General features: G+C 33.8%; 17 protein-coding genes and 1 pseudogene. 8 read left to right on the top strand and 10 right to left on the bottom strand.

What is annotated here, in order from left to right; all coding sequences use genetic code 11:
* Positions 1-7 precede the first annotated feature (7 nt).
* Positions 8-211 carry a hypothetical protein gene (locus ACFCYJ_RS18490; RefSeq protein ID WP_376075697.1) on the bottom strand — a complete coding sequence of 68 codons (204 nt, stop codon included), beginning with the start codon at positions 209-211 and terminating at the stop codon, positions 8-10.
* Positions 212-518: 307 nt separating this feature from the next.
* On the opposite strand from ACFCYJ_RS18490, the gene ACFCYJ_RS18485 reads away from it, so the two are divergent.
* On the top strand, positions 519-1691 hold the full coding sequence (locus ACFCYJ_RS18485) for a multidrug effflux MFS transporter (RefSeq protein WP_376075695.1): 1173 nt from the start codon (positions 519-521) through the stop codon (positions 1689-1691).
* 78 nt (positions 1692-1769) lie between these two features.
* Here ACFCYJ_RS18485 and ACFCYJ_RS18480 read toward each other — a convergent pair whose 3' ends face one another.
* A complete protein-coding gene (locus tag ACFCYJ_RS18480; protein ID WP_376075693.1) occupies positions 1770-2276 on the bottom strand; it encodes a hypothetical protein in 507 nt (168 codons plus the stop codon).
* A gap of 95 nt (positions 2277-2371) precedes the next feature.
* Between ACFCYJ_RS18480 and ACFCYJ_RS18475 the strand changes: the two genes are divergently transcribed.
* Positions 2372-2836, top strand: a complete 465-nt coding sequence (locus ACFCYJ_RS18475) for an NUDIX domain-containing protein (protein ID WP_376075691.1) — start codon at positions 2372-2374, stop codon at positions 2834-2836.
* Positions 2837-2886: 50 nt separating this feature from the next.
* Here ACFCYJ_RS18475 and ACFCYJ_RS18470 read toward each other — a convergent pair whose 3' ends face one another.
* Positions 2887-3330: a GNAT family N-acetyltransferase gene (locus ACFCYJ_RS18470; RefSeq protein WP_376075690.1), complete on the bottom strand. Its 444-nt coding sequence runs from the start codon at positions 3328-3330 to the stop codon at positions 2887-2889.
* 25 nt (positions 3331-3355) lie between these two features.
* A complete protein-coding gene (locus ACFCYJ_RS18465) occupies positions 3356-3673 on the bottom strand; it encodes a MazG nucleotide pyrophosphohydrolase domain-containing protein (RefSeq protein WP_376075755.1) in 318 nt (105 codons plus the stop codon).
* A gap of 149 nt (positions 3674-3822) precedes the next feature.
* On the opposite strand from ACFCYJ_RS18465, the gene ACFCYJ_RS18460 reads away from it, so the two are divergent.
* Positions 3823-4398 (top strand): LOG family protein, encoded by a 576-nt coding sequence (locus ACFCYJ_RS18460; RefSeq protein WP_376075688.1) that lies wholly within the window; start codon positions 3823-3825, stop codon positions 4396-4398.
* Between the two features lie 343 nt (positions 4399-4741).
* Positions 4742-5503: a hypothetical protein gene (locus ACFCYJ_RS18455; protein ID WP_376075686.1), complete on the top strand. Its 762-nt coding sequence runs from the start codon at positions 4742-4744 to the stop codon at positions 5501-5503.
* A gap of 149 nt (positions 5504-5652) precedes the next feature.
* Here ACFCYJ_RS18455 and ACFCYJ_RS18450 read toward each other — a convergent pair whose 3' ends face one another.
* A complete protein-coding gene (locus tag ACFCYJ_RS18450) occupies positions 5653-6327 on the bottom strand; it encodes an HAD family hydrolase (RefSeq protein ID WP_376075684.1) in 675 nt (224 codons plus the stop codon).
* 41 nt (positions 6328-6368) lie between these two features.
* Entirely contained in the window at positions 6369-6536 is a 168-nt protein-coding gene (locus ACFCYJ_RS18445) for a transmembrane Fragile-X-F protein (RefSeq protein WP_376075682.1), read from the bottom strand.
* A 142-nt stretch (positions 6537-6678) separates the two neighbouring features.
* Here ACFCYJ_RS18445 and ACFCYJ_RS18440 point away from each other — a divergent pair, with 142 nt between their 5' ends.
* The 3 genes from ACFCYJ_RS18440 (at position 6679) to ACFCYJ_RS18430 (ending at position 10945) form a co-directional block, all read left to right on the top strand.
* Positions 6679-7836, top strand: coding sequence for a hypothetical protein (locus tag ACFCYJ_RS18440; protein ID WP_376075681.1), 1158 nt, complete (start codon positions 6679-6681; stop codon positions 7834-7836).
* Positions 7837-8193: 357 nt separating this feature from the next.
* Complete coding sequence (locus ACFCYJ_RS18435; RefSeq protein WP_376075680.1) at positions 8194-9351, top strand: hypothetical protein; 1158 nt, start codon at positions 8194-8196, stop codon at positions 9349-9351.
* A gap of 436 nt (positions 9352-9787) precedes the next feature.
* Positions 9788-10945 (top strand): hypothetical protein, encoded by a 1158-nt coding sequence (locus tag ACFCYJ_RS18430; protein ID WP_376075679.1) that lies wholly within the window; start codon positions 9788-9790, stop codon positions 10943-10945.
* A gap of 87 nt (positions 10946-11032) precedes the next feature.
* Here ACFCYJ_RS18430 and ACFCYJ_RS18425 read toward each other — a convergent pair whose 3' ends face one another.
* A complete protein-coding gene (locus ACFCYJ_RS18425; protein WP_376075677.1) occupies positions 11033-11476 on the bottom strand; it encodes a hypothetical protein in 444 nt (147 codons plus the stop codon).
* Positions 11477-11621: 145 nt separating this feature from the next.
* On the opposite strand from ACFCYJ_RS18425, the gene ACFCYJ_RS18420 reads away from it, so the two are divergent.
* The gene (locus ACFCYJ_RS18420) at positions 11622-11867 is read left to right on the top strand and encodes a YkuS family protein (protein ID WP_376075675.1); all 246 of its coding nucleotides are present in this window, start codon (positions 11622-11624) and stop codon (positions 11865-11867) included.
* Positions 11868-11934: 67 nt separating this feature from the next.
* Here ACFCYJ_RS18420 and ACFCYJ_RS18415 read toward each other — a convergent pair.
* The 3 genes and pseudogenes from ACFCYJ_RS18415 to ACFCYJ_RS18405 all read right to left on the bottom strand — a co-directional run.
* Positions 11935-12133, bottom strand: a pseudogene (locus tag ACFCYJ_RS18415) (CPCC family cysteine-rich protein); the annotation flags it as partial.
* 42 nt (positions 12134-12175) lie between these two features.
* On the bottom strand, positions 12176-12487 hold the full coding sequence (locus ACFCYJ_RS18410; protein ID WP_376075674.1) for a YfzA family protein: 312 nt from the start codon (positions 12485-12487) through the stop codon (positions 12176-12178).
* Positions 12488-12585: 98 nt separating this feature from the next.
* The gene (locus tag ACFCYJ_RS18405; RefSeq protein WP_376075672.1) at positions 12586-12783 is read right to left on the bottom strand and encodes a hypothetical protein; all 198 of its coding nucleotides are present in this window, start codon (positions 12781-12783) and stop codon (positions 12586-12588) included.
* Positions 12784-13188 lie beyond the last annotated feature (405 nt).

Raw genomic sequence — 13188 nt, 5'->3', positions numbered from 1 at the left:
TTCTATTTTATATATATACTCTATTGTGCACAAGTGCAATTTTTAAAACGTAGCAATGTGAATAAGTTGATTGCAGTGGAGGCTGGGCGACTCCTCGGGGATCAGCGGTAGAGGAACGAAGGCTAAAAGCATCACGTCCTGTGATAACGCCTTCGTGACCACATCGTGCTGCTGCCGCTACGTTAGCACTACGCTTTCGCGCAAAAAACATCTGTTGGCCCGAGACCCTGCAGCGCAGCGAAGCGGCTCATCGGACACCCCCAGCCGGAACGGAAATCACCCCCACGTTCTGATGAAGACCTAACGTATGCAAATGATAGAAAATATTTCTATATTTCCCTTTAAAAAATTTCAAATATCTCTATAATAGAGACTAGACTATGCACTCCTACTTTAAGCATATTTAGGTGATTGAAAATGACATCTTATGAACGAATACTTATAATGGTCCCGCCGTTTCCCTAGCTACGTCTACTCTTTTCTAAAGAAGTAGATTTTGCTTGTAGGAGGGCAATAAGTTGAAAAAACATGTAGCACCATCTTTATTATTAATGATTGTTCTTGTAGCTTTTCCACAGATTAGCGAGACAATCTATACACCATCTCTACCTGATATTTCAGTTGCATTAAATGCTTCAAATCGCTCTGTACAGTTAACCTTGAGTATTTATTTTATAGGGTTTGCTATCGGTGTCTTTTGTTGGGGATGGCTTTCTGATTTTATTGGACGAAGACCGGCCATGCTAGGCGGTTTAATTTTTTATGGTATTGGAAGTTTCATGTGTTTTTACGCGGAAACTATCACTTTTCTATTAGTTAGTAGATTTATACAGGCTTTTGGGGCAGCGACAGGCTCCATTATAACGCAAACCATTTTGCGGGAAAGTGTATCTGGTAGTAAAAGACATGCGATGTTTGCGCAAATTTCTGCAGTGATTGCGTTTACTCCTGCAGTAGGGCCACTGATTGGTGGCTGGGTCGATCAAGCACTTGGTTTTAGAGCTGTTTTCTTTGTGCTCGTTGCGATGAGTATTTTGTTGTTTATCTATACTTATTTCAGACTTCCTGAAACAACAGATAAATCAACGAGAAAAAGAATGGCTATTTTCCCAGTTGTAAAACGAATGATTTCATCTCCACGGGTTCTTGTCTTTGGATTGCTGATTGGTGGGATAAATGGTGTGTTATTCAGTTATTATGCTGAAGCTCCTTTTATCTTTATTGACCACTTCCATTTATCCCCTGGTCTTTATGGATTTCTTGGTATAATTGTGGCGCTTGCCTCTATTATCGGTGCCATGATTTCTAAACGACTAGTCAACAAATATCAGCCCGAAAAAGTTATTCATCTCGGTTGTTTGGTCATGACTGTCGGTGCTTTATTACTACTAATCGTTAGTACATTACCATTGCCTACTATCGTTTTACTAATAGGCATTTTAGTAACCATTTTTATTACGTTATTAGGATCAGGAATTGCTCTACCTAATTGCTTAAGCCTTGCGCTTGTCAACTTTCAGGACGTTATCGGGACAGCTGGCGCGATTTTCAGCTTAGGCTATTACTTACTCGTAAGCTTCATAACGTCTGGTATGAGTTTCCTCCATAATGGTTCATTAATAATTATGCCACTATATTTCTTCATCCTAACAATGATACTGTTCATATTCGGAAGAAAATTTATTGATTAAACTATTGTAGCGGGAATATCTAAATCAATAGCTCTTCCTTACTGGCCACCCTATATATCTATTAGGGTGGCTTCTTATTTACTGAAAATAATAATTGACTACTTCTTCAGCTGAATGAAAAATAATATTGCTTTGCGTTTTATAAATAAACTTTGGTGACGTACAAGCTTTTTCGAGACTTTTTGCGTACTTTAATGTATCGGTCATTTGCTCGATAATCTCAGAATAGCCATCAAGGTTATTAGAGATCTTTGGCATCATTGTATCGGAAACGTCTAAAACAATGGAAACTTGATCCTCGGTATAACTATTTAAATTAATGAAAAAGCACTCCTCTAAATCTTTTGAATGTTTGTCAACATTAATAACTGCTTCATTATATTTTGCGATTAGTCCCGTAGATGTCACTGTAATAGTAAAGCCTTGTTCAGTTAATTTTTTATTAATGGCATCTAACAATGTATTGACTTCTGCATCCATTTTGGGCGTTACAGACGTCTGTATTAAATTATCACAATTTTGATGAATGGTATCAATTTCCGCTTGATGATCAACAAGTAATTTAAAGTTTGATATTGAATACACACTAAATCTCCCCTTTTTTATAAGTTTGACAATTGGGCGTTTTTTTAGTCATCTTTCAGCCATTTAGAACAATAATTTAATTTAGGAGAGATTACATGCATATAAGAAATTCTGTTAAAGCATTAATAATAGAGGATGACAAAATTTTACTAACAAAAAACCAAGATGCAGAAGGCAACTTTTATCTTTGTCCTGGTGGTGGGCAGGAACATGGAGAGATTTTTCACGCTACTTTAGTAAGGGAATGCATTGAGGAGATTGGCTGTTCAGTCGATGTTGGAGAGCTACTTTTTATTCGTGAATATGTTGGAAAAAACCATGAGCATGCATCTTTTGACTTTAATGTTCATCAAGTGGAGTTTTATTTTGTTTGTCAGTTAGCACAAGGAATACAAACGAAATTTCAGCCAACAAATCCTGATAGTTATCAAATTGGATTAGAATGGCTGACGATTGAAGACTTATCTACCTATCGACTATACCCAAAAGAATTAATAAAGTATCTCCAACAATATTGTAACGGTCAAGAGACTCCCATCTATTTAGGAGATATCAATTAGTATATGACAAAAGGCTATCACAAAGGGAAATTGTGACAGCCTTTCTATATTTAAACTAGATGTTTTACCATTGTGTAATAGCTACTTCCAGGAGGATATTCTTTAATTTCTCCTACAACCTGATAGCCCCTTGTTTCATAAAACGTACGCGCTTGAAAATCATAGGTAGTTAACAAAGCCTTCGTTACTCCCATTTGCTTGGCTGTTTCTTCAGCTTTCTCTAGTAGCTGTCCTCCAATACCTTTTCCACGGTAGTCTTGACTAAACCAAAACTTATTGATTTCTACCCAACCCCAATATACCTCAGCAGTGATGCCGCCAATCCATTGCTGTTGAAGGTCAGTTACGATTAAGTTTAACGGACGAACAGAACCCTTTTTTCTACTTTCTTTATGATACGGTGAATGTTCATCGTTGTACTCTCTAATCTTTGTATTTAGAAACGTAGTAAAGTCATCGTGATTTTCTAATAATATCTCTACTTGATAATCCATATGAATCCCCTTTCCATATGTATCACTATGCTTTATAACGCTCCATTAGCTTTTCCTGATGAGTTGAAAAAATTTCTTCAAGTGAAATATCATATTTATTTGCAATAACTATAATATTCCCTAAAACATCTCCAAGCTCCTCTACTAATTCTTGCTTATTTTCGTCATAGGATTGAATCTTTTCATCTGGTCGATCCCTACCAATTTCCAACGCTCGTATAGCTCTTGCTACTTCCCCAGTTTCTTCAGCTAGAAAGCCAATACGCGTAAAAATACTTAAATCAGACCAACCACGTGTATCATAGTAATCTTTCACGAATTTTTGAAACTCATTTAATTCCATTTCTATTTCCTCCATTTCTTTCCTCTTAAAATTAAATTATACTATAAAAGTGAAACGTGAATCGGTGAGGTTTTTTCATCCCCCACTTATTAATAATGTTCACTAACCGTTATTGCGGAAAATAACGTATCAGATATGGAGGAACCATTATGAATAGTATTGCAGTATTTTGCGGATCAAGCATCGGTGCTTCTGAGGCATATCAAGAAGGAGCTATTCTTCTAGGAAAAGAATTAGCAAAACGTAATATTACCTTAATTTATGGCGGAGCGAGTGTCGGTGTGATGGGAACAGTAGCAGACACGGTTCTTCGTGAAGGTGGCAAGGTGATTGGGGTTATTCCGACGTTATTAGAGGAACGTGAAATTTCTCATAAACATTTAACAGAGCTCATTGTCGTCAATTCAATGCATGAACGCAAAAGCAAAATGATGGAACTAGCTGACGGCTTTATTGCTTTACCTGGAGGACCTGGTACGTTAGAAGAATTATTCGAAGTATTCACTTGGAATCAAATCGGCCTTCTGCAAAAGCCTTGTGGTATTTTAAATATCAATCATTATTATGACTTACTCATTGGATTATTTGACCATATGCAAAATGAACAATTTTTACAAGCCCAATCCCGAAATGCACTACTTGTAGATGAAGACGTTGCGGCACTAATAGATAAGTGTGCAGCCTATGTTCCTCCTGCAGTTAAAACATATCAAACAAATAAATGAAATAAAGACTTCTTAAACCATTAATTATAGGATATTGTATGGGTTATAATAAAAATTCATTACTATCTTACATTCTCAAAAAACAGCTGAACATATGCATTCAGCTGTTTTTCATGTTGTTGATAATTTTATACTACTCTCATAACTTTCTTGTTATTTCTCCAGACTTAATAATAATGTGACATAATTTGCTTGACCACCGTCTATGTGGTTTTCCATCAGCGACACATCAATATCTGTCTCAATGATCACCCGTTTACGTTCTTTGTAAATTGGAAATAATCTCTATATAATATCTTTGAGGAATGTTTTGTTAATGTCAAAAGAAAGGGGCCGATAAAGATTGAAAAAAGAAATGAGTACGTTGTTATTGTTGAGTGCTGTTATGTTTTCAGGATGTAGTCCAGATAATAAGGAGGATAATACACAAGAACAAGGTTCGGGTGAGACGACCAGTGAACAGGTAACAACAAAGCAGAATGCAAAATTAATTGGAACTTCTGCGAATAAAGAAGTAAATCTTTATGAAGTAGCGAATGGCGTAAAACTAGAATTTAATGGTGAAGAAAAAGAGTTTAATTGGTTTTTCGATAATAATAGTGTACTGAATCCTCCACAAGTGTTTTATACGGATGTTACGGGTGACGGAGAAGAAGAAGCCGTCATTATTATTCAAAGAGGTAAAGGAACAGGGCTAGATAATTATGATATTCATGTTGTAAAAAAGGACTTTACTGAAATAAAAGTGCCCGATTATGAGGAAATTGTTGCTAACCATATTGAGTCAAAAGTTATTAAAAATGATGATGGTACATTAGGGATTACAGTTAAAGCTCAGGGAAAAGAATATAAATTTGATGATGATTCCAACCCAGAACCAAAACTAGAGTTAGAGAAGAATGAACTTGGTTTTGGTGCCATCACTATTTACTATTTAGAAGACCAAAAAATAAAATTACATCTTGCTGCTAGTGTATCTCCAAAACTTGATGGGAGAGTGTCTCAAACATTTGTAGCTGATTTCTTTATCACATACAAATTTGATAGTGCTAAGAACGAATTCATTGTTGATCAAATAGAAGTAAAACCAACTAAAACAAATTAAAATAGTGAGAAAAGCTGACCATTTTGTCGTACGGTCAGCTTTTCTTTCTATAGATACGGAATCATAGAAGGTAATTATCACCGCCATTAATCATGGCAGTAGTTCTTGAAGTAAATAAGTGAATTATAAAAAAGGCCAGTATTTAACCCTTATAAATCATTGGCCTTCCCTATTACCTTTAAAATATCTTGAATTTCTATTAAATTATCAATGGTGTAATCCGCTTCAACATTTCGCCATGCATCATTTCGTTTCCAAATAGCCATCATCCCTACCTTTTTTGAAGCCTGTACATCATTAAAAGGATGATCTCCAACGTACAGACTTTCTTTAGCGGATACCCCTAGTTCAGATAATGCTCGATTAAATATTTCTGCATTTGGCTTTTTAATGCCCTCCCATTCAGAAATAAGAATCACGTCAAAATCATTTTCAATTCCTAGCGCTCGTATATTATCTAGTTGAAATTGTCCATAACCATTCGTTATCATACCCAGTTTTAAGCCTTGTTTTTTCAAATTTTGCAACATGCTATGCAAATTTTCAAATGGAACACAATGATTCTTAAACTCCTGTAAGTAATCCTCTAACATTGCTTCTGGAGACAAATCAATAGAAAACTCTTCAATTAATTGCTGATAGACTTTATCTTTCCATACATAGCCATGATTATCGAGTTCAATAAAGCGATGAACGTAATTCTCTTTTAAAATATGTGATAGATGTGGCTTTAATCGCTCGTATTGCTGATCTATAAATGTGCGAACAGAACTATCACGATCTAAAAATGTTCCATCTAAATCAAAAATCACAGCTTTAACCATTAGTATTCATCCCCTTTATTTAAATCCTCAACTACGTTTTTTCATGCCACTACAGCTGTTATAACCATTACTAACTTCATCATCAAAATGAATGCGTAAATGCTAAAAGATATGATCGCTGGCAAAAGCACGAACCACCAAGACCATGCGATAACTTCCGATAGTTTTAATACTACAAAGACAATTGTTAATACTTCAGCGATTCCCAAGTTCGCACCACCTATCAAATTGGAATACTGGAACGTTTAAAACTTTTAACTTTTTTAAAAAATAATGAACCTTTTTATTTGGTAATTTGTTTAAATATTGGAAACACCGAGTTCCAAAGTAAAAAATAAGGGAGATATGATCATGAAAAAACCAATTAAAAAATCTTGGATGATTGCTTCAGCACTAACAATAGGCATGGCTGTTCTGACGCCACTACAAGCAGGAGCTACTGCAGTAGAACCAACAAATGGTGTTACTGTTCAAATCGAACAACAAATTACAGGAACGATTAAAAACATCAACGGAGACGGGATTGACTTAAAAGGTAGAGACGGTAAAAATTACTATATCAGTTTCTATAAATTTTCTGAAGAACAACTAGAACAAATGAAATTAGTAGCAGGACAGGAGATCACAGTTGAAGGCAGCGTAGCAGAGGATTATTTAGACTTCTTCACATTCGAAGCTTATAAAAAGTACTTACCTAATGAGGTATCAAGAGATGATTTAACAAAGTTAGAGAAAATGTTTAATGAAGTGAGAAAGCTGGAAAAAGAAGCTGCAAAAGCGGTGGAAAATAAAGAGAAGGAAGTGGCAGAAAAGAAATATGAGGAAATGAGTAATATTTATGTAGAAATGAGAAAAATTACTAGGCCGTATTTTTTAGCTAATTGGCAGCCTCAAACATTTGAAGAGTATTTGGGGGATTATGAATTTAGTGAAAATAATATAGTTATTGCAGAAAATGATAAAAAACAGCTTGAAGCTATTTATGAAGAATGGGTAAAGCTTGAAAAAGATGGTCAAGAGGAAAAGGCTAACGAAAAAATGGAGAAATTTCATGGAATCCTCAAACCATATTTTGATGAACTTTATCCACCTATGACATTTGAAGAATATATGGAAGGTTTCGAGTTAGTAGATATCCCTGCTGAAACTTTAGCAAAACTAAAAAATCTTTATGAGGATGCCCGAAAAGCAGAAAAAGATGACAATACTGACTTATTAAATAAACTATACGGGGAATTCTATGACATCATTGATCAGTTTATAAAGCCTCAAACATTTGAAGAATATATGGCTGACTTTGAATTCAAAGTTAGTAAAGCGGATAGCAAGCAATTAAAACAGCTTTATGAAGAAATCTTAAAGCTAGATAAAAAAGAAGAACACGCAAAAATTGAAGAGAAATGGGAAGCTTTCCACACTATTTTAGAGCCATATTTTAAAGCAAATAAAGAAGTTCTAATCGCTGCTTCTAAACTAATAATTAACGGCCAAGAATACCTACCACAATAAATAAATGAATCGGGGTGTCTCAACAATCATTAAAATGATTGTTGGGATTCCCCTTTTTTGTTGGCTCCAAAATAAAAAAACTTCCTTTAAACCTACTATCCATAAATATGATAAATTTACCCCCCTTCTCTTTTGGTGTAAAAAATACTAACTTCAATTTTTATTGGTTCAATCGTATCTCCATTTATCTCCCTTGTCCAATTGTTACTGCTCAAACTTTTTGTTAACTATTCAAACACTATCATGGAATGTTTAAAACTTTTCATTTTTTCAATAATTGACGAACCTTTTTATTTGGTAATTCGTCTAAATATTGGAAACCCTGTTTTCCAGAGTAAAAAAAAGGGAGATATGATTATGAAAAGACCAATAAAAAAATCTTGGATGATTGTTTCAGCACTAACAATAGGAATGGCTGTTCTGACGCCACTACAAGCAGGAGCTACTTCAGTAGAACCAACAAATGGTGTTACTGTTCAAATCGAACAACAAATTACAGGAACGATTAAAGCCATCTACGGAGACGGGATTGATCTAAGAGGTAGAGACGGTAAAAACTACTACATCAGTTTCTACAAATTTTCTGAAGAACAACTAGAAAAAATGAACTTAGTAGAAGGACAGGAAATCACAGTTGAAGGCAGCGTAGCAGAAGATTATTTAGACTTCTTCACATTCGAAGCTTATAAAAAGCAATTACCTAAAGGTGTATCAAATGAGGATTTAACAAAGTTAGAGAAAATGTTTAATGAAGTGAAAAAGCTGGAAAAAGAAGCTTCAAAAGCGGTGGAAAATAAAGCAACAGAAGAGGCGGAAAAGAAATTTGAAGAAATGGGTGAAATTTATGTAGAAATGAAAAAAATTACTAAGTCATATTATTTAGCTAATTGGCAGCCTCAATCATTTGAAGAGTATTTGGGGGATTATGAAATTAGTGCAAATAATATAGTTATTGCAGAAAATGATAAAAATCAGCTTAAAGCTATTTATGAAGAATGGGTAAAGCTTGAAAAAGATGGTCAAGAAGAAGAGGCTAATGAGAAAATGGAAAAATTCCACAAAATCCTCAATCCATATTTTGAAGAACTTTATCCAGATCCAACATTTGAAGAATATATGGAACACTTCGACTTAGTAGATATCCCTGCTGAAACTTTAGCAAAACTAAAAACTATTTATGAGGATGCCCGAAAAGCAGAAAAAGATGACAATACTGACTTATTAAATAAACTATACGGGGAATTCTATGAGATCATTGGTCAGTTCACAAAACCTCAAACATTTGAAGAATACATGGCTGACTATGAATTCAAAGTTAGTGAAGCGGATAGCAAGCAATTAAAACAACTTTATGAAGAAATCTTAAAGCTAGATAAAAAAGAAGACCAAGCAAAAGTTGAAGAGAAATGGGAAGCATTTTACACTATTTTAGAGCCATATTTTGAAGCAAATAGAGAAATCCTAATCTCTGCTTCTAAACTAACAATTAACGGCCAAGAATACCTACCACAATAAGTAAAAGAATCGGGTGTCTCAACAAACATTAAAATGACTGTTGGGATTCCCCTTTTTGTTGATTCCACAATAATTTTTGGGGATTTTTTCAAAGTCTATCCCACAGTGTAATCGTTTAAATTCTATAGTAAAAGTATAAGAAGAACTTCCTTTAGCCCACCTTCCATACATATGATAAATATACCCCCCTTTTCTTTTGGTATGGAAAAAATACTACTTTCAACTTTTATTTGTTCAATCGCATCTGCAGTTATCTCCCCTTCTCCTTCGATGCCATCCATAGGCTGATGGTGAAAATTATCAACACATTCATTATTTATAAGAAATGTTTGAAACTTTCCAACTTTTTTTGAAAAGTGACGAACCTTTTTATTTGGAAATTCGTCTAAATATTGGAAACTCTGATTTCCAAAGTAAAAATAAAGGAGAAATGATCATGAAAAAACCGATTAAAAAATCTTGGATGATTGCTTCAGCACTAACAATAGGAATGGCCGTTCTGACGCCACTTCAAGCAGGAGCTACTTCATTGGAACCATCAAATGATATTACTGTTCAAATCGAACAACAAATTACGGGAACGATTACAAACCTTAATGGATTCGGGGTTGAGCTAAAAGGTAGAGATGGTAAAAACTACTATATCAGTTTCTTTAAATTTACTGACGAGCAACTAGAACAAATGAACTTAGTAGAAGGACAGGAAATCACAGTTGAAGGCGGAGTAGTCGAGAATTATGCAGACTTCTACACTTTCGAAGTTTATAAAAAGTACTTGCCTAAAAGTGTACCAAATGAAGAGTTAACAAAATTAGAAAAAATGTTTAGTGAAGTTAAGAAGCTAGAAAAAGAAGCTTCAAATGCGATAACAAATAAAAAGATGGACGAGGCTGAAAAGAAATTTGAAGAAATGAATAAAATTTATGAAGAAATGAATAAAATCACGAAACCATATTATTTAGCTAGTTGGCAGCCCCAACCTTTTGAAGAGTTTCTAGAAGACTACGGATTTAGTGAAAACAATATAGTTATTGCAGAAAATGATAAAAAAGAGCTTAAAGCTATTTATGAAGAATGGGTAAAGCTTGAAAAAGATGGTCAAGAGGAAAAGGCTAAGGAAAAAATGAAAGGATTTAATAAAATACTCCAACCATATCTTGATGAGCTTTATCCAACTCCAACATTTAAAGAATATATCGAACGCTTAGACTTATTAGATATCCCTGCTGAAACTTTAGCAAAACTTAAAAATATTTATGAAGAAGCACGAAAAGCACAAAGAGAAGATAATTATGAGTTATTTGGTGAAATCTGGAGTGAATTCCATGATACCCTTAGTCAATTCATAATACCTCCAACGTTTGAAGAATACATGTCTAACTTTGAATTCAAAGTTAATAAAGCGGATAGCAAACAATTAAAACAACTTTATGAAGAAATCTTAAAGCTAGATAGAAAAGAAGATTCAGCAAAGACGGAAGAAAAATGGGAAGAATTTTACAATATTTTAGAGCCATATTTTGAAGCAAATAGAGATATTCTAATCTCTGCTTCTAAATTAACAATTAACGGCCAAGATTACCTTCCACAATAAGTAAAGGCATCAGGGGGCCTCAACAATCATTTAAAGATGATTGTTGGGAGTCCCCCTTTTTTAATAATAAGCCACTTTTTATCGTATTCATTTTACTTCTATAGCAAAAATATAAGAAGAACTTCCTTTAGCCCATCTTCCGAAAACACTATAAATATAAGTCCCCTTTTCTTTCGGTACAGAGAAAACATTACCTTGTACTTTTACTACCTCAATTTCATCGCTGCTTAACCATTTATCTACTTCTATTCCCTCAATAGGTGCTTTCTTAAAATTAATGTTAATTTCACTTTGAGGTGAAACAGAAAACGGAACAATTTTTTTATTAGCAATAATTTCCGGTGGGGGAATTTTATCAACACATTTATTATTTATAAAATTTTTCCAACAATAAGTACCTTGTACAATTGATACTTCTTTACCTTCTGACAATACAACAGGCTTGGGTGGTCCAGCATTAAATAGCATAATAATCCATACAAATGCAATAATAATTATAAGACTAAATATTTTTATCTTTAGACTTCCCATTTAAAAGATGCCTCCTAACATTAAATTTTATTCATTAATTTAGAGTCAATTTAGACGCCATTTTTATTATGTATAACAAAAAAATGAATGTAGTGAATAATTAGCAATCCTATATGACACATTACATATAGGAGGTGGAAGAATAATGACTAGAATAATTGGTGTGGAACAAACATTAACAAACGTTGAAGACGCTTTAAAAGCAAAAGGTTATGAAGTTATTCAGCTTCGTACTGAAGAGGATGCAAAAAAATGTGATGCTTGTGTAATCACTGGACAAGATAGAGATATCATGGGAATTAGCGATCCTGTCATGGCAGGACCTGTTATTGACGCTGATGGTCTTTCTGCTGACGAAGTACTTCAGCGTGTCGACAAATATTTCCACTAATAAATAACTAGGTGCTGTCGCTATAGCTTTTTTGACTATAGAGCAGCACCTTTTACTATTTATGTGATTATAGAATGCTCATTAATCTTTTATATCTTCTTTGTCTTACAAATGTTACGTACTCTTCAACACAAGCTCCAAAATAAAAAAACTTTTTGTGCTTGATTTAAGGATACTTCATTTGCACCCTCACTATACTCTTGATCATTAAATTGAACTCCATCTTCTTCCCAGAAGCAAATCTTACAAATCTCATATGTATCTGGCGTTGCTCAAATTCCACAAACTTTTGTTTTCGACAACACTCTTTAAAGTCTTTTCTTTTGTAGACTTGGTGAAAAAACATTTTTTATCGCACCTATTATTCCAGGCACTAGAAATACAATGCCAAAAAAGATAGTAAGTAAATTGAAATTTTTTGTTTCATAAAAAGTAAACCACTCTTTGAAAATTGAAGAGTCTGTAATTCTTCCAAATAATGTTCCACTAATATCTCGATAATTAGGTATCCACCCTGTTGCTTCTAATGTAATAAAAATTATTTGTGACAATACAAATACACCAATAGAAGATACCCAAGGTCTTTTCAAAAATGGAATATGATGTTGTTTATTAGCCAAGTATTATCCCTCCCTCTTTTAAATACTAATTATAAATATACGTAAAATCAAGGGTTTAATTCCAATATTAAACAAATGTTCCTGTTTTACAAAAAACTCTAAACTATTATTATTGAACTATCCTGCACTATTGGACAACCCTTTCCTTTACCATTCCATCCAACATGTTGTTGTGTAAAACAGAATGTTTGTAATGAATCACCAACAATTTTTATGACTTTGATATGCCTTTGTGTTACTTCTCTAACATAAATACATACATCATTTTTACCGATAATCGGTTGCTCTTTCATCATTCCACATATGCTATTAGCAAGAAAATTTAATGAAAAATGACTAGCTTGCTGATCCTCATACATTTTTGCATCACAATACTTCTCCCTACTAGGCAATCCATTGTCATTACTCCACAGCAAATAAAGAAAGTTTAAGTTCTTAAGAAATCTTCATAAATACCCTCAATAATTATTAATTATTTCCACTTACAATAATGATAAAACCCAAAGGATTCTATAGGAATGCTAAGTGAAATATAGGCAATCTTATACGTGTAGACCGCGAAAAATTGTGACTGTTTGGAAATCATCACAATAAAATAAGTCAGGAATATCGTGTAAGTGGTTAATAAGTACCCCTAGTACTCTATGAAAGATTCTTATATGTTTCCACACTATGATTCCTGTTAGAGGAAATTTTCGAAA

The organism is Lysinibacillus sp. NPDC056232 (assembly GCF_042267565.1).
Taxonomy (GTDB): Bacteria; Bacillota; Bacilli; order Bacillales_A; family Planococcaceae; genus Lysinibacillus.
Note: the sequence above shows the minus strand (reverse complement) of the source record. Positions and strands in the feature narration are given on the sequence as shown.